Consider the following 18,478-nt stretch of genomic DNA (forward strand, 5'->3'; position numbering starts at 1 on the left):
GAAAGACTCACTGCCCTTCCTCCTTAGCAAGAGAAAACACTTCCTCTTTCCCGTCTTCTGTCAGGACTGTCGCTAATTCTTCTTCAACTGTTCTTAGCTTGTCGTGGCATTGTTTAGAGAGTTCCATTCCTTCTTTATAAATGGTGATTGCCTCTTCTAGTGGGACATCTCCTTCTTCTAAACGTTGAACGATTTTTTCAAGTTGTTCCATAGCCTCTTCAAAACTTATACGTTTCATATCTGTCATGATCTCTTCTTCTCCTTTACTTCTTTTACTTCACATTTTAATGTGCCGTCCGAAAGTTCTAACGTGACACTTTCTCCAATGGTCACCTGTTGTTTACTTTTGACGATTTGCTCTTCTTCTGAATAAACAACACTATATCCTCGTTCTAATATTTTCAATGGACTAAGTGCATCAAGTGTACCTACCAATTTTTCAAAATCTTTGGTATGGCTTCTCCACTGCACTTTCATGCTGTGATGTAGTCTATTAGATATTCGCTCAAAATTTAAACTCTTACTTTGAAGCTGAGTATTCGGATGCTGTCTTTCCAGTCTTTTTTGGATATATATTAAGTTGTCCTTCAAGTTTTTTACTTTAAGAAGGTATTCGCCTTTAAGTTTCTCATTTAGACGATCCAGTTTTTCAATTTTTTGTGCATACAAACTATTAGGATTTCGAAAAACATAAGACTGCTCTATATTTTTTAGCCGAACTTTACTTTCTTTTACCTTCTCGTTAAGGGATCGAGATAATCGACGCCTACTTTGGTTGATGCGCTCTTCCAGTTCTTTTATATGAGGAACCGCTATTTCTGCGGCTCCGGTTGGTGTAGGGGCTCTCATATCAGAAATGAAATCAACAATTGTAAAATCCGTTTCATGCCCGACTGCTGAAATGATTGGAATCTGTGATTCCGCTATTGCTCTTGCTACTATTTCCTCATTAAAGGCCCATAATTCTTCGATCGAACCACCACCACGACCGACGATTAGCACATCAATTTTATCCAAAGCATTCGCTCTTTCAATTCCCCTCACAATTGAAGGGGCCGCTTGATCTCCTTGGACAGTTGCAGGAATGATCAATACTTTTGCAACCGGATATCTCCGTTCAATCGTGGTAATAATATCTCTTACTGCGGCTCCAGTTGGAGAGGTAATTACACCAATCACTTCAGGAAAACGTGGTAGTGCTTTTTTTCTTGATGGTTCAAATAATCCTTCTTGTTCAAGTGACTTTTTTAGTTGCTCGTAAGCTAAAAATAGTTCTCCGATGCCATCTGGGCGCATTTTTTTGACGTAAATTTGATACTGCCCTCCTGACTCATAAACAGATACTTCTCCTTGAAGTAGTACTTTCATACCGCTTTCCGGTTTGAATTTCAACTGTCGATTATGTGCTGAGAACATAACGGCAAGAAGTCTTGCTTTTTCATCTTTTAGTGTAAAATACATATGACCACTGGAATGCTCTTTGAAATTTGACAGTTCTCCCCTAACGTAAACATCGGTCAGGTGGGGATCGGCATCAAATTTTCGTTTTATGTATTTCGTTAAAGATTGAACCGATAAATACCGGTTATCTGTCATGCTGTTCAATCCTTTCTGATAAACTCTTTTCGTAAAATTTGTTACTCCTAACCCAAAGAAAAAACAGTCACTAATTTTCTTGGGAGTAGTTTTTACTTTTTGTCAAAAATGAAAAATGTTTCTTTAAGAAACGACCAAGAAGTCATATGAGTAGTCTGTTTTCGCAAAGTTTGTGGCTTTTCGAATTAGCCCTCCCCTATCGTGATGAAGAATGACTTTGGGCATTTTTCCGCATCATTTTTAACCCGAAATAAGGAAAAAGAAACGTGTATTTCCTTCTTTTTTTGTATGCTACAACTACAAAGTATGGGAAAAGAGCCTATAAATAAAAGAATTCATTCCTTTTCAAAAAGCCATGATCTTTACGAAAGGCTTTTTTTGTATGCAATCTTGCTATTTAATCTAATTTCTGATGAAATCCCTCGTTTTGTTGTTGGTTCTCAACAAGAACAGACTCTAATAACGCACTGCCCTGTTTGAACAGTTAGCTTTTTAACTTGAATGGAAAAGGCTACCTTTCCTAAATATAACGGAAGGTAGCCTTGATTTCCAATGAATCCTTAGCTTTGTTCTGCAGGGACAATGGGATGTTGAGTGTTTTGAGCGGCCAGTAGTGTGTTAAATAAGAGCATAGTTATAGTCATCGGACCCACTCCGCCAGGAACTGGTGTAATGTAAGAAGCCACTTCTTTGACTGCTGTAAAATCAACATCACCACAAAGCTTTCCCTTCTCGTTACGATTCATACCAACATCAATGACAATGGCACCCTTTTTTACATGTTTTTTTGTAATAAGGTTCGGAGTTCCGACAGCGCTCACAACGATATCGGCCATTTGTGTGTGTTGGACCAAGTCTTTTGTTTTTGAGTGACAATATGTAACTGTTGCATTTTGTTGAAGAAATAATTGTCCTGCAGGTTTTCCGACAATGTTACTCCGTCCCACGATTACGACATGTTTGCCTTCAACGTCAATGTTTTCTGATTCGAGCATTTTCATAATTCCAAAAGGGGTGCAGGGTAGGAAGGACGTTTTACCATTCATCATTCTCCCTACATTCAAAGGATGAAATCCGTCTACATCTTTTTCTGGGAGAATTGCTTCAATGACTAATTTTTCTGAGATGTGATTGGGCAAGGGGAGTTGAACGAGAATTCCGTGAATGGACGAATCATCATTTAATTGTTGAATTTTCGCTAATAACTCAGCTTGTGGCAATGATTCGGGATACTCGATTAGGACAGAGTTCATACCTAACTTTTCACATGCCTTCTGTTTCATCGATACATATGTCTTTGAAGCCTGATTATTCCCGATGAGAATCACTGCTAAACTGGGGGTAACGCCTTGAGAATTCAAGGTTTTAACCTCTTCGTGAATTGACTCGCGAATCTTTTGTGAGATCTCTTTGCCATTTAGTAAAGTTGCCATACTCCTCATCCCCCAATTATATAGTTTACTTGTTTAATTCATCATGAACTTTTGAAAGAACACCATTAATGAACTTGCTTGATTTTTCATCACCAAACGTCTTCGACACTTCAATCGCTTCATTGATAATAACCTTATGTGGCGTATCCAAGACGAATTGCATCTCATAGACTGCCAAACGCAAAATATTTCGATCGACTTTTGCTAAACGGTCAAAAGTCCAACGCTCTAAATGCGACGAAATTCTTTTATCAATTGCTGGGAGGTGTTCTGCAGTCCCTAAAACCAACTGAGTCAGATAGGTGTCGCCTTCTTCATCCTCTGTAATATTGGCTAATGCCACATCTGCCTCTAACTCACTCATATCCATTTGAAAAAGGGCTTGTAACGCCTTTTCTCTCGCCGTACGTCTTTTCATGTATAATACTCCTTTAAATTCACGATTATATAAAAAGATAATAGCACATAGAATGCCGGGAAGCACGACATCTGAAGAAAAAATTAAATTTCAGAATCATGTGAATTATCTATCTAAAAATAAATACTCTATCTTTTTTCCTAACTTGGATGGCTCTCTTCCAAAATCATTCAAACGAATAATGCTATTGACACTTATTTATAAGTCCCTTTTTCAATAATTTGTTCCCATTCAATCAAATATTGAATGGGAACATCCTCTATTGCTGATGTTACATTCGCAGCGATATAAAATGATGTTTCAAAGTCTATCTACATCCAGATGTATGGCTTGGTTCGACAAGCAGCAACCTTGGCGAAAACATTCACCGCTAGAATACACATTTTCTAAAATGCTATATTGCTCGTCGCTTCCTTCCAGTTCAATGTTCTCAAGACAGCAAAAAAACCAAAGGTATAATACCTTTGGTTTTACTCTACTTCATCAAAATCCATTTCATTTTTCGAAGTTTCAAACGAAACGCCTACTACATGAATATTCACTTCTTTAGTATCAAGAGCTGTCATATTAAGTAATGCCTGACGAATGTTGTCTTGTACTTGATGAGCTACCGTTGGAATGGAAACACCAAATCCCATTACGCAATACACATCAATAGCGATACCATCTTCTTCTAACTCTACTTTCACTCCTTTACCATGGTTTTTCTTACCTAGGCGTTCCACGACTCCTGAAGCAAAATTCCCTCTCATTTGAGCCACACCTTCTACCTCTGACGCAGCGATTCCAGCAATGACTTCAATGACTTCTGGCGCAATCTCAATTTTACCAAGACCGTCCTTATCATGATTCATTTGCAATAATGTTTGAACTTGATTTTCAGCCATATAAAATTCTCCTCCTGTAAAAGGTTTTTATTTCATTACCTCATATTTTTCTAGAAATTTCGTATTGAAATTTCCGTCCACAAACACATCATGTTCTAACAGTTTCAAATGAAAAGGAATGGTGGTGTTAATTCCTTCAATAACAAACTCACTCAAAGCTCTCTTCATTCTAGCGATGGCTTCTTCCCTCGTGGATCCATAAGCAATGACTTTTGCAATCATGGAATCATAGTAGGGAGGAATACTATACCCTGGATACGCAGCGGAATCCACTCGCACCCCGAAACCACCTGGCGGTAGATACATTTCAATCTTACCTGGAGAAGGCATAAAGTTCTTCTCAGGGTTTTCAGCATTAATTCTACACTCTATTGCCCATCCAGTAAAGCAAACCTCCTCTTGAGTAAAGCGAAGGGGCTTTCCTGATGCAATTAAAATCTGTTCCTTAATTAAGTCGACACCTGTTACCATTTCAGTAACTGGATGTTCCACTTGGATACGAGTATTCATTTCCATGAAGTAAAATTTTCTTTCATGGTAATCATAAATAAATTCTACTGTGCCTGCCCCCGTATAATCAACTGCTTTGGCTGCTTTTACCGCTGCTTCTCCCATTGCTTTTCGCATCTCTCCATCGACCACAGGAGAAGGTGTTTCTTCAAGAAGTTTTTGCAAACGCCGTTGAATGGAACAGTCTCTTTCACCGAGATGAATAATATGTCCTTTTTCATCTCCTAATATTTGAATTTCCACATGTCTGAAGTCCTCGATATATTTTTCAAGGTAAACACCTGGGTTTCCAAACGCTGTCATGGCTTCTTGTTGGGTAATGTTGATTCCCTTTCTTAATTCTTCTTCATTTTTTGCCACTCGTATCCCTTTTCCACCACCACCAGCTGTTGCTTTAATGATGACAGGATACCCCATTTTATTTGCTAATCCGACTCCCTCATCGACATCTTTTAAGATACCCTTTGAGCCAGGTACAATTGGCACACCCGCTATTTCCATTGTTTCTCGAGCAACGTCTTTTGTACCCATTTTATTTATCGCTTCAGGAGTTGGACCTACAAACGTAATATTGCATTCTCTACATAAATCTGCAAAGTCCGCATTTTCCGCAAGAAATCCATATCCTGGGTGAATAGCATCACAATCAGTCAATTTAGCAACGGAAATAATGTTAGTGAAACTTAAATAACTATCTTTTGATGCTTTTGGTCCAATACAATAGGCTTCATCAGCTAACTGAACATGCAATCCTTCTCGATCGCCTTCTGAATAAACAGCCACACTTTCAATGCCCAATTCACGGCAAGCCCGGATGATCCTAACGGCAATTTCTCCTCGATTGGCAATGAGCAATTTTTTTATCATCTAGATCGCTCCTTTATATCTTCACTAAGAAGAGTGGTTGACCATATTCTACAAGTTGCCCGTCTTCAGCTAAAATTTCAACAATTTCGCCACTTATTTCTGCTTCGATCTCATTAAAAAGCTTCATTGCTTCAACAATACATACAACGCTTTCTTTTGATACTCTATCTCCTACTTTTACATAATTATCAGCTTCAGGAGAAGGAGATTGATAGAACGTACCCACCATAGGAGATGTGATTTTATGTAAATTTTCATTCGCTTCATCTAAATTTTTTTCAGTTTGTTTAGATTTGGTTTCATTAGACACCTCAGCTGACACTGCAGCAATAGCTTTTGGAAGTTCTTCATTCACTGGCGCCTTTGATATTTCCGACACAACTTCTGGTACTCGGACAGTTGATCCGATTCCTTTTTTCATTTTAACTTTACTACCTTCATATTCATAAACAAATTCGTCAATACTTGAATTATCAATAAGCTTAATTAGCTCACGAATCTCTTGTACTTTTAGCATATAAGACACCCCTTAGAATAATAATTATGACTAGATACTAATATCATACAATAACAGCTAGTCTAAATTCAATTGTGAAATATTTTAAAGCGTTTTCACTTATTTCTATTTTAATCCTTTTTCCGCGAATATAAAATGGATATCTTACATTTTCGTCTTAATTTATCGTTCTTCTTGTATGAATTGTTACTATTTTATTGACAATTCAAAGAAGTTCTCCTTTTTCAGCAGTAATGTCATACAACAAGGCTCTTTTCGTATACATTGTAGCTATTTCATCTTATTCTTGATTAAATCTTCCATTTCACGGTTGATTTCCATCAAAAACAGCCTTTAACAAACAGGAAAATATGCCCCGAAACCTATCGTCCCTTATATATATATTGCAGGGAAAAGCAAAGATCTATGTGGAAATAGCCTAATTTATAGAATTATCAAACTTACTTGAAGAGTGAACCATGAATTCATTAATCCAACTAAAAAGAATGATTTCTATTGAAAAAATTACGTTTTCCCACAAACCACAGTTTTTTTATTTTTTCTTATTTTAGCAATATCGGCTATCTACAGAAAACTTTTAAGGTTTTGTGCTTCTTCATCAGGATTTGTCAGCATGACTATCTTTATCCTTAAACCCTTTTAGCTTTTCAGTATAGGCTCTATTTATTGTTCAGTTTAGTCACCGCTACCCTACCCGAGAATTTGGAAGATACTTTTCAGAGCTCCCTAATATTTCATTCAGTTGCCTAACGAAAGCAAATCAGACCTTGAAGTAGTGAATATGGCTTAGCGATCCTCTACAGCACGCTTCACACAGTTTAGACCAATGTAAATCCAATTAGAAATCAGCTGAACCAAACAAGCAGATATCACAGGTATTACAATTACAGCTAGGTTCATTAAAGTTCAATCTAGCAGAAACAATTGTCTGCCAACAAGGACTCTCATCTGATCTTCGTTCTCAAAAAATGCAATATCAACAGATCGGTCAAATCGAACATTACATGGCAAGAAATAAACGCATTTTTTACACTCATCAGACATCAAAAAGCTGATTGGATCACAATCAGCTTTTTGAATGATATACTGTTCAAGTCGTTACTTTCATCAAAGGGGCCTTTCTGATCCTACCCGGAATGAAATGATGAGTGAATCTACCCAAGGAGGTTAGCCTTCAGTTTTAAATAAGGAAAAATTTTCATTCATTCAGAGGTTGAAATTCCACAGCAACATTTTGCAATGTCCCTAACTCATCTCGTACCATCCGAATGATGTTATTTGCCTCTTTTCTTGTCGGCTCCGTACCTCCTGCTTTAACAGTCACTTTCACTTTCCCATCGACAGTTCGCACAAAAACATCTTCGTATCCATTGGATTTTATCATAAATTCTAGTGTTTTTTCTTGAGTATTCAACTCTCTTATCTTTTGCATTTCGCCATAAGCTGTGTTTTTATCAGACGTCGAGGCATCCGCCGAGGCCACAATCGCCATTAAATCACCAATCATTTCATCTCTCTCTTCCACAATATCCATACGAAGTGCGGTAAACACAGGATCATCTGTTATTTCACTTACAATTTCAACATCACTCTCTGCTACTGCGTCAGAAGGACTCTCTTCCGTGACAGCGGTCTCTTCCCCCTCCGTATCAACAGCTGCCATATTTGGTGTGTCTGTCGGTGACATCACATAATAAACCGATAGTACAACCACAAGACTAAGCATTGTTAATAACCAAACTGTTTGCTTTTTTAGTAACATATATCCTTCCCCCTTTTATTTCTTTGGCATTACAGAAACCTGATGACTTCCAATCCCTAATACCTTAGTAACGGCTTCTACAATCCATTTTTTCACCTGTATATTATCAGCACCTTTAGCAACTATAAGAACCCCCGTGATGGGTGGCTTTTTTGTTTCAAGGATAACTGGAGTTTCCTTATCACCCTTACGAATAATGACAATTTTCTCATCTTTTGATTGATCCTCGATTTCTCTTTTTCCACCATCTTGATCAGTTTCCGTTGTGGTTTGATGCTGAGATGAAGAATCTTTTTCATACACTTTTAATTCGGTTGCATCTACATTGACTACCACGAAAACCTCTCCCACACCCACCATCTCTTCCAAAGCTTTCTTCAGTTGGGTCGCGTATTGCTCTTCGTATTTTTCAATAATTTTCGAGTGCTGTTCAGTGGTTGCCCCGAATGTTTCAACACTTTCTTGACTTTCTGATTTCGGAACAAAAACATCTACTGCCTGTTCCTTTGGTGACCAAAGATCAGTTAAAAGCATAAACGCTACTCCTAGCAAAAGGACGATGAGAAAATAATGTTTTTTTGTAAGCTTCCCTTTAGATGCATCCTTATCTTCACCCGGCTTTAGCCACTTTTTTATCCAATCAAAAGGATCCTGTTTAGAGCTCATGTCTTTTTTCTATCCTCCCTTCTTCAAATATGAAGATCCGCTCTGCTTCTACCGACCAAACTCCAGCAAGTGTAGCCGATAGTTCTCCCCATGCATTTGACGCTTTTTTGATGGGTGCAGTCGTGGTGATCGACACCTCTTGGATGGGAGCGACCCCTTCATCACGTTCGGCTTCTGTGGAAAGATAAACCAATATTTTTGACAACCCCTCTGGAAACGACGTTAAATGGTCGGCTTCTAATTCCACGTGTCCTATCATCCAACCCGCATCCTGTCCTAACACCGCTTGTGCTTCTTCTTTCATTTGGACAGCCATCTGTTTTAAAATATATGCATCTTGTGTGGCTTGTATTTCTTTTTTCTTCATTTCAATTAAATTTTCTACCCTAGCCTCTTCAGTTTGATTTTGTAGTGGCATATTGGCAATCACTTCTTCAAAATCACTTGTTAAGAATTGAAACAAAGGGGTCAGAATAATCGTAATTAATAACAAACCTACAACAATTTTCGTGTATTTTTTCATGATAGAGCTAGGTAAGAGCATATCGACCACGGTAGCGAGCAAAACAAACAAAATAATATTCGTAATCCATTCTGTCAAAAAAGACATTGTATCCCTCCTACCTAACCATTAACGTAATATTTCCAGCAGCAATCATAATCGTTAGACTGAGAAAAAACATAAAGGAAACGATGGCTAACGCAGCGAACACATAAATAATACTTTTAGATATGATGTCTAAACATGCAATCACTGGTCCCCCTCCGATTGGTTGAAGAAGGGCTGCTGCGAGCTTATATATAAAAGCGATAACTAAAATTTGTATCGCTGGAAAGGCCGCAATCACTAACAGGATTGCTACACCCGCGATTCCAACAGTGTTTTTCAACAACACAGAAGCACTAATGACTGTATCTGCTGCGTCCGTGAACATCCTCCCAATCACCGGAACAAAATTTCCTGTAATAAATTTAGCTGTTCGAATGGTGATTCCATCAGTAACTGCCGTTGTCGCTCCTTGCACAGATAATACGCCTAAGAAAATGGTCATAAAGGCCCCCAACAACCCGATACTCACCGTTCGTAATAAATTAGCTAATTGAGTGACCTTATACTCATCATTTATCGTGGAGACAATATGCAATAAGGCCGATAAAAATAAGAGAGGCAGCACAATAAATTGAATCATCAAGCCGCTCGTGTTCATGAGAAATATTATGATGGGGTGAAAGAATGTCGCAGAAACCATCCCCCCTGACGATGCAATTAAAGCTAGCAGCAAAGGAACAAGTGCTAAGATAAACTGAATCATCGTGTCAATAGTTTCAATGGTATACTCCATGGCTACATGAAAACTATTGAGAGCGATAATAATTAACACCATATAAACTATTGCATACGCTACCTTGCTCACAGTCCCACTTTCAAATGCTGATTGTAGCGATTGTAAAAACATACTGAAAATCGTTAATATAATTAATGTTCCTAAGAGCTTACTATTGAGTACTAATTCTTGAAAGGTAAATTTCAGTATTCCGGAGATCCATTGGTCAAAGGAGAACTTCTTGTCTCCTTTAATAAAGTCAATTAAGCTTCCTCTTTGGCTTTCTGGTAAAAATCCTCCGTATTGCTGAATAATATCTTGCCAAAATATTGTAAGCTCTTCAACACCTAGCTCATCCAATTGTTGCTCGACAAAAGGCTGCTCTTCTTGACTATTCCTCTCATTTTCTGTAGCTTGTACACTTGAAGTGAGACAAAGTAGAATGACTAGTACGAACACTGCGACGACTTTTACATGCAACAGGCTCACCTCGTTTATCTCCTTTAACTATTTGGAATCATATTGATGATCGTTTCAATGATTACAGTTAATATTGGTACAGCCATAGCGAGGATTAAAATTTTTCCAGCAAGCTCTACCTTCGCTGCTATAGCTCCTTGTCCCGCATCTTTTGTAATTTGAGAAGCAAATTCAGCTATATAGGCAATACCTATAATTTTTAAGATGGTTTCCAGATAAATCATATTTACATTTGCGTTTACAGAAATTCGCTGAATCATTGTGATGATTAACGCAATTTGATCAATTAAAAAAATAAATATCATGCAACCTACAAACACTACGAGCAAGAAAGCGAAATTGGGTTTTTGTTCCTTCACAATCAATGATAGAAACGTACCGATAAAGGCCAGGCCTACGATTTGAATAATCTCAATCGTCTTTCCCTCCCTTTAACCTTCAAAAAGGAATACAGATTTAATTTTCTGAAATAATTCATCTACAATCGACGCCACCATAAACAGGATATAGATAAAACCTAATAGGGTGACCCATTGGGAATATTCTTTTTTTCCAACTTGATCTAGGATGGTATGAAGAAAGGCGACTACAATTCCAACTCCAGCAATTTTAAAGATGATATCAACATCTAAGCCCATCTTTATCTTGTCCTCCTTTAAAGCAGTAAAATAATTAATAATAAGCCACTTAGTACACCGAGACTTTTAGCCATTTTTTCATATCGCTGCTGTTTATCCCTGGCTTCTTCTTCCTCTCGTTCTAAATGCGTCAAAGCAAGCAGTATATGTTTTTGTTGTGTTTGAAGGTCATAGCGACCCAAATTTTCACCAAATTGCTTCATTACTTCGTATTCCCCACGTTTAAAAGCAGTAAATTTCCAAACCTCATCTAAGCTTTCTTCCCAAGCATCTCTCACCGTCGTTTCTCTCGATGTAAGTCTCTCCGCAAATGATTCAAACAGCCACGAAATCGGTTTTTGAAGTTGTTTTGAGAGTTTTCTTGCCGCCTCATGTAACGGTGTATGACCAAACATTATTTCCGCTTCGAGAGACTGAAGGGCAACTTTTAATATTCTCAATTGTCTCGGTCTTTCACTTAAATATTTTGCTGCTTCAAAACCAGCCCAGCTTGTTGCTAATAAAATGAATACTGCACCAATGAGCTTAATCATATTAAGTCACACTCACTTTTGATTGCAGACATCGTCCTTCAGCATCACGAATAGTCGAGATACTTCCAGGACCAGACTCCCTCGAAAGTTCGATATAACGATCTATGATTCCTAAATCCATTATTTTTTTTAGAATCGGTCGTTTCTTTATATCTAAATAGGAATGTCCGTGTGTTGTCATCATTAACGTTATTCCTGCATTTACTGCTTCAAGCAATGCCTTCGCATCCTCTTCTCTTCCAATCTCGTCCACAATAAGTACATCAGGACTCATAGAACGAATCATCATCATCATCCCCTCAGCCTTTGGGCAAGCATCTAACACATCCACTCGGTGCCCAAAGGCTAATTGTGGAACCCCTTTGACACATCCAGCTATTTCTGAGCGCTCGTCCACAATGCCTACTTTTTTCGCTTCAACCTTTTGTTCTTCCAATCCCGTCGAAAGAACGCGGGCCAAATCCCGAAGAAGGGTAGTTTTTCCAGTTTGTGGAGGACCAATAATCATGGTATGCATCCATTTTTTATCGAATAAATACGGTATTAACGGGTCGCCTATTCCAATTTTTTGCCTTGCTACACGTATATTAAAGGAAGAGAGTTGTCGAATGGCCTTCACTTCCCCATGTTCTAGGATCACTTTGCCAGCTAACCCCACTCGGTGCCCACCAGAGATTGTAATGTATCCTCTTTTGAGTTCTTCTTCTAACGTATAAAATGAATACTGAGCTAGTCGATTGATCAACGCCTCAGCATCTTCAGCTTTCACTACGTATGAGAGAAAAAGAGGCTTCCCTTTAGCAGTAATTTCAAGCGGCCTTTGGATTCGGATCCGAATTTCTTCTAAATTTTCTAATACGATGTCAGGCAATGCCAAGACATACTGTCTAATGGCACTTGGTAAAATAGCAAATACCTCTTCCATGTTCCCTCCTCCTTTGTACAGGCCTCCCGATACTTAAATGTATTCTAATAGAGTTGATTTATGACAAAAGAAAGAAGAGGTTCAAGAAGAGTAACCGGTTTACTTCATAGGTGTCAACATGTAAATATCAAAGCAAAACACACTAGATATCACAGCGAAATTCTCAGTGATTATTTTATTGTTTTATCATCATTATTTTGAATTCTTGACTCTACGTATTATATGAATCGACATACACTTCATAAGTCTTCTTATTTATTGTAATGTTTGTGGATTTGTTAAGACTTTTGGTGTGAATATGGTTGTTAAAATAGTTTTAGTAGTGATACTCTAAGGTATTTGGATATTTATGTGAAATTAAATATAGATATTATGAAAAATTTTGTTCAGCAAAAGAGCAGGATTCTAGCATAAGAACCTAAACAAAACGAATTCATAAAGAAAATACTTTTAGTGATAGATTAAAAGGTACTAATAGATAATTTGGAAAAAGGGGGGATCCTAAGCATCAAACATTCTTAAAACATATCTTGTGTGGAATATTACTAGAAATTCTTTCTTGATATCGAAGGCAGGGAGAATGAAACAAACAATATTCTTGGCTTTGTTATCTATCTTTAGGCTTTCCAGTTATATCAATTCTTCTGATGTATATTTCTAAAGTATTTATTAAAATATATTTGTTACCTATTGATTCTCCGGTAGCTGTTATTTTAAGCGGATTTACACTACTAAAAGGCTCTTTAGTCAAACTTTTGATGAAGTCATCCATTTTTCTGTTGATACCATCTAAAATAGACGAAAAGATGCCCCGAAACAAAGCGATATCTCTGTTTATTGACTGATGTGAAAAGCAACAATCTTAGCGAAAACAGCCATATCAAAAAAAGAGGAGAAAAGGGCTCCCCCTTTTCTCCTCTTTTAGATTTATCCTCGTGAAACGTAGCTAGAATCAGTGGTGTTGATAATCAACACATCTCCTTCGTTCACAAAAAATGGAACCTGCACAGTTAATCCAGTTTCAACAGTTGCTGGTTTAGTCCCGCCTGAAGCTGTATCCCCTTTAATTCCTGGTTCAGTCTCAGTCACGACAAGGTTAACAGTGTTAGGAAGTTCCACACCTAGTGTTTCACCATGGTACATCATGATTTGTACTTCCATGTTTTCCTTAAGGAATTTCAATTCATATTCAATTGCAGAAGCAGCAAGCTCGATTTGCTCATATGATTCATTGTCCATAAAAACATGCATATCGCCATTAGCATATAAATACTGCATTCTGCGGTTATCAATTTGAGCTTTCCCTACTTTTTCACCAGCACGGAACGTTTTTTCCTGAATAGCTCCTGTACGAAGATTACGCAATTTAGAACGAACAAATGCCGCACCTTTACCTGGTTTAACATGTTGAAAATCCATCACACGCCAAATACTATTATCCACTTCAATGGTCAATCCTGTACGAAAATCATTTACTGAAATCATTGTATATCCTCCTGTATCGTTTACAAAATAATTAAATCTTTGGTCGAATGGGTTAGTGCTTCATTTCCATTTTCTGTAATGATTGTATCATCTTCAATCCTCACGCCACCGATTCCTTTTAGATAAATTCCAGGTTCAACTGTGACAATCATCCCTGGAGTTAATACCACATCGGACCGGAAGGAGAGTCCTGGACCTTCATGAACTTCTAATCCAATTCCATGACCTAGTGAATGACCAAAATATTCACCATAGCCTTTCTCTTTTATGTAGTCACGGGCAATAGCATCAGCAACTTTACCCGTCATACCAGGCTTGATCTCATCCATAGCTTTTAGTTGTGAATCTAACACCACTTGATAAATTTCTTTTAGCTTATCACTTGGCTCACCTACAGAAATTGTACGAGTCATGTCAGAAACATAGCCTTTGTAGTATGCACCATAATCTAACGTGATAAAATCTCCTTTTTCGATGATCTTTTCAGAGGCAACACCGTGGGGTAAAGCAGAACGATGTCCAGATGCCACAATAATATCAAAAGACGAAGAGGTTGCACCGCATTTTCTCATAAAAAATTCTAACTCATTGGAAACGTCAAGCTCTGTTTTGCCAGGTTGAATGTAATCCAAAATATGCTTAAATGCAGCATCTGCAATGTCAGCAGCTTCCTTTAATATCTTAATCTCTGATGAGGTCTTAATCAAGCGTAAGTTTTCGACCACTCCAGCCACTGGAACTAATTCTGCTTCAAGTTCTTTATTATACGCATCATACGTGGTATAGGTCATATGATCTTTTTCAAACCCTAACTTGTTTATCCCAAGTTCTTTTACGTTTTTAGCTACTTCAGTCACAATCGACCCTTTATGTTCAATGATTTCAAACCCTTCACACTGAGACATCGCTTGTTCTGTGTAACGGAAATCAGTGATGAATAATGCCTGACTTTCTGTGATAATTGCTACACCTGAAGAACCTGTGAAGTTAGTCATATATCTTCTGTTATATGTACTGGATAATAATAGACCTTCAATATTCTCTTTGGACATTTGTTCTCTTAATTTGGTTAATTTATTCATATTGCTACACTCCCCTAATAAATTTTATTAAAGCTTCTAAACCTAATTCGTAGCCAAACATTCCACAACCGACAATCTGTCCTCTTGTCACAGGTGCCGTAATGGATTTATGCCGAAAGGATTCTCGTGCGTGAATATTTGAGATATGGACCTCAAACACAGGGGTAGAAATGGACGCAATAGCATCTCTTAGAGCATAACTATAATGTGTTAAGGCACCAGGGTTGATGACAACCCCTTTTATCCCATTATCCTCTGCTAAATGTAAGGCGTCTATCAATACCCCTTCATGGTTTGATTGAAGCGTTTCCAATTCATAGCCCTTTCCATGAGCAATGTTTCTCATTTTCTCCTCTAGTTGTTTGAGCGTCGTAGAACCATAGATCTCCGGCTCTCTTTTCCCTAATCGATTAAGATTAGGCCCATTTAACAACAATAACTTCTCCATTATATCACCCTAAAAAAAAGAATGTTCACCAAGAACATTCTAACATACCTCTTTTAATAAGGCTCTTTTCGCATACTTTGTTGCTGTAGCATACAAAAAAGGATGAAAATACTCTTTTCATTCCTCATTTCGGGTTAAAAATGGGGCGTAAAGGTGCCCGAAGTCAATCTTCATCACGAATTGAGGGCTAATTCGAAAAGCCACAATCTTTGTGAAAACAGCCTTTAACAATCACTGGCAATAACAATGATACGTTAGGTCTGGACGCTTTCTTCGCTTCCTTGTCTTTCTTGTCTTTCTTGTTTTTTCCTCTCTTCTTCTTCGTATGAAATCGAAAAACCAATGAACACGCCATACAACACATACACACATACACATGTTATCAATGTGTTGAGTTCCATCTCAGTTAAGCCTTTCATGCTTTTAAAAAGAGGATTTAAAATGAGAACGACAGCTAAAAATAACCCAATTCCATATGCTGCACCCACCCACATTGATTTTAATTTACGCAAAAGGCCGTAATAAACAAGGGCAGCACCGCTAGAAACCATTCCATAACCTACAAGAGCTAGAATGTAGCCAATCCAAGAATCCTTCCATCCACCGACAGCCCATGGTTCAAAAATGATGTTGGGGTTAATCGTGGTAAAATGAAATAAATACGCAAAATAGGCTATACCACTCCATAAAAGCCCACCTATAAATCCAGTTATCACAACATTCATCACAAATGAAATAGGCTTTTCTTTTTGATTTTGTTCGAGGTTTTGTATTTCATTTTCTTCTGCCATCATGACACCTCCTACTTTCATTATGTCCATCTTCCAAAAAACCTTCCGAAAAAATTCATAAAATTACATCCTAGTTTATTAAGTTTTTTTTTAGTAGAATGGAAATAACTCGAATGAAAAAGCTATGCAGTGTTACAATGATTTCAATCGCCTATTGCACTCAATGAAATGGGGACCAAGCCCGGTATCGATTGGGTGTGGGTTGAAAGTAACCTTCTCAACAAACCCACCTAAAACTTCTGAAAACAAGGAGGGTGAAAAGCGGTTTCCACAAAAAATGTCGCTTCTCAAAGTAATATATTTTGAGGTATCTTCTCCTGTTTTCAAACGAAATCACTGAAAAGACGATTAGTTCCATTTAATGGTAAATAGGTATAAAACAGTGGATCTAAAAAGAGCCTTGAAGAAAGATTAAATTTGGAAAACAACCCGAAATTGAGATTAAATACTGAAGAAATTGTCTAAAATGATGATATAGGAACAAATATAGACAAGTATTTCCTAAAAGATCAGGAGGAGGTGACTGTTATGCGCTTTCGATCCCTATTGATTCTCTCTGTAATTGCACTTGCGATATTTGGCTTTTTGTTTTCTCTCTTAAATGATCCGATGAGCATTGTTCGATATGGTTTTTATTTAGTACTTTCAGCAGGCATCATTTTTATCGTATATCGCTTCATCATGAAGAGAAGACTTGGAAGTGGCGGTTTCAAACAACAAAAAGCTTATTTGAATGCAGCAAAACAGTCTAGAAAACGGCTAAAATCAAAATCAACTAAACCAACGAAATCTGCCACTCGACAACGCCCTTTACGAAAACGATCCGATGTTAAATTAACCGTTATTGAAGGTAAAAAGAACAAAAAGAAAAACAGAGCCAGCTTATAGCTCTGTTCAATACGTCCAATTTGATAAAAATTCATCTGCCATTTTACGCCCATATACAATAAGGGCGTTTTTTTTCTCTTCGGTTAAGGAAAAATCCGTGGTTAGGATTCCTTCTGTTGGAATGAAGATAATATTTTTTTCTAATTTTCTCGATATATAGCGTGCATCATGCGCTTCCTTCATAGTCTCAAACAGTGCTTCAAACATATCCAACCCATTATCAATTTCATGTTTTGGTAAGTCTTCATAACTATGACTCAACTTCACGCCGAGAACAGGACGAGTTTTTTTCATTTGGTCCTGGTGAAACAGCCACATCGGAAAACTACTTAATACTCCTCCATCTACAACAATTAGCTTTCCGGTATTCGTTTTTAATTTTACAGGTTGAAAAAAAAAGGGTAGTGCTGCACTCATGTAAATCGCTTTAGCTACCGAAAACCCTTGAGGATCAATCCCATATTTACTCAGATCATCAGGCAAAACGAGTAAACGTCCATTCGTGAGATCAGATGCAACTACGCGCAATGATTCTGGTGGTAAATCGGCAAATGTTTGGATTCCACGAACACGAAGTTTCCCTTCTATCCATTCTTCCAGCCTTCTTCCTTTATATAACCCTAAATAAAAGTAGATAGAAATCCATTTGCCTATAGGACCGGGTATAAATCGAAGTCCCGGATCTAATAATTCCATTAGATTCATTTCCGACATAATACTAGTTAAGTCTTCACTCTTATAACCGGCCACAACTAGACCTGCAATAATTGCCCCTGCACTTGTACCCGCCACTCGTTTTAAAGTAAAACCCTTTTCTTCAATGGCTTGATAGGCACCAATTAAAGCGAAGCCCTTTATGCCCCCACCCGAGAAAACGCAATCAATATTCACGCAGATTCACTCCTCAACTACATGCTCCCTTGATACATTACTAATGAAGAATACAGGGAATTAGAACCGGATATGCCGAATCTCACGAGAAGAATGCTCGTTCATTAAGGGGATTCCCCTAAGACAAAACATTTGATAACGCGCTTTGGGTGATGCTGCTGGAGATCGGAACAAATTTTTCCTATTTTAACTAATGGCTCTTTTATACGAAAATGGGTTTTGATGCTGATTTTGACACAAAAAAGCACCCTCCCTAAAATGGAATGACCATTTTTAAAGATTGGCTATGGCACCATTACTTGATTTAAGCTGGTTTTGATTTTTGGATATCTACCT

General features: G+C 37.7%; 21 protein-coding genes. 1 reads left to right on the top strand and 20 read right to left on the bottom strand.

The window, feature by feature from the left end; translation table 11 throughout:
* Nucleotides 1-7: 7 nt before the first annotated feature.
* The 19 genes from xseB to U8D43_RS08000 all read right to left on the bottom strand — a co-directional run bounded on the left by xseB (nt 8) and on the right by U8D43_RS08000 (nt 16,363).
* Complete coding sequence (gene xseB / locus U8D43_RS07910) at nt 8-247, bottom strand: exodeoxyribonuclease VII small subunit (RefSeq protein ID WP_335870641.1); 240 nt, start codon at nt 245-247, stop codon at nt 8-10.
* Entirely contained in the window at nt 244-1,596 is a 1,353-nt protein-coding gene (xseA, locus tag U8D43_RS07915) for an exodeoxyribonuclease VII large subunit (RefSeq protein WP_335870642.1), read from the bottom strand. The genes xseB and xseA overlap by 4 nt, the downstream gene beginning before the upstream one ends.
* A 560-nt stretch (nt 1,597-2,156) precedes the next feature.
* Nucleotides 2,157-3,029: a bifunctional methylenetetrahydrofolate dehydrogenase/methenyltetrahydrofolate cyclohydrolase FolD gene (gene folD, locus U8D43_RS07920; RefSeq protein WP_335870643.1), complete on the bottom strand. Its 873-nt coding sequence runs from the start codon at nt 3,027-3,029 to the stop codon at nt 2,157-2,159.
* A 25-nt stretch (nt 3,030-3,054) separates the two neighbouring features.
* The gene (gene nusB, locus U8D43_RS07925; RefSeq protein ID WP_335870644.1) at nt 3,055-3,447 is read right to left on the bottom strand and encodes a transcription antitermination factor NusB; all 393 of its coding nucleotides are present in this window, start codon (nt 3,445-3,447) and stop codon (nt 3,055-3,057) included.
* A gap of 470 nt (nt 3,448-3,917) precedes the next feature.
* Nucleotides 3,918-4,334, bottom strand: a complete 417-nt coding sequence (locus U8D43_RS07930; protein WP_335870645.1) for an Asp23/Gls24 family envelope stress response protein — start codon at nt 4,332-4,334, stop codon at nt 3,918-3,920.
* A gap of 27 nt (nt 4,335-4,361) precedes the next feature.
* Entirely contained in the window at nt 4,362-5,711 is a 1,350-nt protein-coding gene (accC, locus tag U8D43_RS07935; protein WP_335870646.1) for an acetyl-CoA carboxylase biotin carboxylase subunit, read from the bottom strand.
* A gap of 13 nt (nt 5,712-5,724) precedes the next feature.
* Complete coding sequence (accB, locus tag U8D43_RS07940; RefSeq protein ID WP_335870647.1) at nt 5,725-6,228, bottom strand: acetyl-CoA carboxylase biotin carboxyl carrier protein; 504 nt, start codon at nt 6,226-6,228, stop codon at nt 5,725-5,727.
* Between the two features lie 1,198 nt (nt 6,229-7,426).
* Nucleotides 7,427-7,990, bottom strand: a complete 564-nt coding sequence (locus U8D43_RS07945) for a SpoIIIAH-like family protein (RefSeq protein WP_335870648.1) — start codon at nt 7,988-7,990, stop codon at nt 7,427-7,429.
* 15 nt (nt 7,991-8,005) lie between these two features.
* Nucleotides 8,006-8,656, bottom strand: coding sequence for a stage III sporulation protein AG (gene spoIIIAG, locus U8D43_RS07950; protein WP_335870649.1), 651 nt, complete (start codon nt 8,654-8,656; stop codon nt 8,006-8,008).
* A complete protein-coding gene (spoIIIAF, locus tag U8D43_RS07955; RefSeq protein ID WP_335870650.1) occupies nt 8,646-9,266 on the bottom strand; it encodes a stage III sporulation protein AF in 621 nt (206 codons plus the stop codon). The genes spoIIIAG and spoIIIAF overlap by 11 nt, the downstream gene beginning before the upstream one ends.
* A gap of 10 nt (nt 9,267-9,276) precedes the next feature.
* Nucleotides 9,277-10,461, bottom strand: a complete 1,185-nt coding sequence (gene spoIIIAE, locus U8D43_RS07960; protein WP_335870664.1) for a stage III sporulation protein AE — start codon at nt 10,459-10,461, stop codon at nt 9,277-9,279.
* Nucleotides 10,462-10,484: 23 nt separating this feature from the next.
* The gene (spoIIIAD, locus tag U8D43_RS07965; RefSeq protein ID WP_335870665.1) at nt 10,485-10,877 is read right to left on the bottom strand and encodes a stage III sporulation protein AD; all 393 of its coding nucleotides are present in this window, start codon (nt 10,875-10,877) and stop codon (nt 10,485-10,487) included.
* A 15-nt stretch (nt 10,878-10,892) separates the two neighbouring features.
* Complete coding sequence (gene spoIIIAC, locus U8D43_RS07970) at nt 10,893-11,099, bottom strand: stage III sporulation protein AC (protein WP_335870651.1); 207 nt, start codon at nt 11,097-11,099, stop codon at nt 10,893-10,895.
* A 17-nt stretch (nt 11,100-11,116) separates the two neighbouring features.
* Nucleotides 11,117-11,632 carry a stage III sporulation protein SpoIIIAB gene (spoIIIAB, locus tag U8D43_RS07975; RefSeq protein WP_335870652.1) on the bottom strand — a complete coding sequence of 172 codons (516 nt, stop codon included), beginning with the start codon at nt 11,630-11,632 and terminating at the stop codon, nt 11,117-11,119.
* A 1-nt stretch (nt 11,633) separates the two neighbouring features.
* A complete protein-coding gene (spoIIIAA, locus tag U8D43_RS07980; protein WP_335870653.1) occupies nt 11,634-12,557 on the bottom strand; it encodes a stage III sporulation protein AA in 924 nt (307 codons plus the stop codon).
* A gap of 927 nt (nt 12,558-13,484) precedes the next feature.
* Entirely contained in the window at nt 13,485-14,042 is a 558-nt protein-coding gene (gene efp, locus U8D43_RS07985) for an elongation factor P (RefSeq protein WP_335870654.1), read from the bottom strand.
* Between the two features lie 20 nt (nt 14,043-14,062).
* Complete coding sequence (locus U8D43_RS07990) at nt 14,063-15,124, bottom strand: M24 family metallopeptidase (protein ID WP_335870655.1); 1,062 nt, start codon at nt 15,122-15,124, stop codon at nt 14,063-14,065.
* Between the two features lie 4 nt (nt 15,125-15,128).
* Nucleotides 15,129-15,572 carry a type II 3-dehydroquinate dehydratase gene (gene aroQ / locus U8D43_RS07995; protein ID WP_335870656.1) on the bottom strand — a complete coding sequence of 148 codons (444 nt, stop codon included), beginning with the start codon at nt 15,570-15,572 and terminating at the stop codon, nt 15,129-15,131.
* A gap of 254 nt (nt 15,573-15,826) precedes the next feature.
* On the bottom strand, nt 15,827-16,363 hold the full coding sequence (locus tag U8D43_RS08000) for a YqhR family membrane protein (protein ID WP_335870657.1): 537 nt from the start codon (nt 16,361-16,363) through the stop codon (nt 15,827-15,829).
* 528 nt (nt 16,364-16,891) lie between these two features.
* On the opposite strand from U8D43_RS08000, the gene U8D43_RS08005 reads away from it, so the two are divergent.
* Complete coding sequence (locus tag U8D43_RS08005) at nt 16,892-17,251, top strand: SA1362 family protein (protein ID WP_335870658.1); 360 nt, start codon at nt 16,892-16,894, stop codon at nt 17,249-17,251.
* A gap of 6 nt (nt 17,252-17,257) precedes the next feature.
* On the opposite strand, the gene U8D43_RS08010 is transcribed toward U8D43_RS08005, so the two are convergent.
* Nucleotides 17,258-18,142, bottom strand: a complete 885-nt coding sequence (locus tag U8D43_RS08010) for a patatin-like phospholipase family protein (protein WP_335870659.1) — start codon at nt 18,140-18,142, stop codon at nt 17,258-17,260.
* Nucleotides 18,143-18,478: the final 336 nt, after the last annotated feature.

The organism is Bacillus sp. 2205SS5-2, from assembly GCF_037024155.1.
In the GTDB taxonomy this organism is placed as follows: domain Bacteria; phylum Bacillota; class Bacilli; order Bacillales; family Bacillaceae_K; genus Bacillus_CI.

What these genes read in the sequence shown, in the direction of transcription:
- xseB (WP_335870641.1), bottom strand. Translation starts at nt 247, where the DNA reads ATGACAGATATGAAACGTATAAGTTTTGAAGAGGCTATGGAACAACTT.
- xseA (WP_335870642.1), bottom strand. Translation starts at nt 1,596, where the DNA reads ATGACAGATAACCGGTATTTATCGGTTCAATCTTTAACGAAATACATA.
- folD (WP_335870643.1), bottom strand. Translation starts at nt 3,029, where the DNA reads ATGGCAACTTTACTAAATGGCAAAGAGATCTCACAAAAGATTCGCGAG.
- nusB (WP_335870644.1), bottom strand. Translation starts at nt 3,447, where the DNA reads ATGAAAAGACGTACGGCGAGAGAAAAGGCGTTACAAGCCCTTTTTCAA.
- U8D43_RS07930 (WP_335870645.1), bottom strand. Translation starts at nt 4,334, where the DNA reads ATGGCTGAAAATCAAGTTCAAACATTATTGCAAATGAATCATGATAAG.
- accC (WP_335870646.1), bottom strand. Translation starts at nt 5,711, where the DNA reads ATGATAAAAAAATTGCTCATTGCCAATCGAGGAGAAATTGCCGTTAGG.
- accB (WP_335870647.1), bottom strand. Translation starts at nt 6,228, where the DNA reads ATGCTAAAAGTACAAGAGATTCGTGAGCTAATTAAGCTTATTGATAAT.
- U8D43_RS07945 (WP_335870648.1), bottom strand. Translation starts at nt 7,990, where the DNA reads ATGTTACTAAAAAAGCAAACAGTTTGGTTATTAACAATGCTTAGTCTT.
- spoIIIAG (WP_335870649.1), bottom strand. Translation starts at nt 8,656, where the DNA reads ATGAGCTCTAAACAGGATCCTTTTGATTGGATAAAAAAGTGGCTAAAG.
- spoIIIAF (WP_335870650.1), bottom strand. Translation starts at nt 9,266, where the DNA reads ATGTCTTTTTTGACAGAATGGATTACGAATATTATTTTGTTTGTTTTG.
- spoIIIAC (WP_335870651.1), bottom strand. Translation starts at nt 11,099, where the DNA reads ATGGGCTTAGATGTTGATATCATCTTTAAAATTGCTGGAGTTGGAATT.
- spoIIIAB (WP_335870652.1), bottom strand. Translation starts at nt 11,632, where the DNA reads ATGATTAAGCTCATTGGTGCAGTATTCATTTTATTAGCAACAAGCTGG.
- spoIIIAA (WP_335870653.1), bottom strand. Translation starts at nt 12,557, where the DNA reads ATGGAAGAGGTATTTGCTATTTTACCAAGTGCCATTAGACAGTATGTC.
- efp (WP_335870654.1), bottom strand. Translation starts at nt 14,042, where the DNA reads ATGATTTCAGTAAATGATTTTCGTACAGGATTGACCATTGAAGTGGAT.
- U8D43_RS07990 (WP_335870655.1), bottom strand. Translation starts at nt 15,124, where the DNA reads ATGAATAAATTAACCAAATTAAGAGAACAAATGTCCAAAGAGAATATT.
- aroQ (WP_335870656.1), bottom strand. Translation starts at nt 15,572, where the DNA reads ATGGAGAAGTTATTGTTGTTAAATGGGCCTAATCTTAATCGATTAGGG.
- U8D43_RS08000 (WP_335870657.1), bottom strand. Translation starts at nt 16,363, where the DNA reads ATGGCAGAAGAAAATGAAATACAAAACCTCGAACAAAATCAAAAAGAA.
- U8D43_RS08005 (WP_335870658.1), top strand. Translation starts at nt 16,892, where the DNA reads ATGCGCTTTCGATCCCTATTGATTCTCTCTGTAATTGCACTTGCGATA.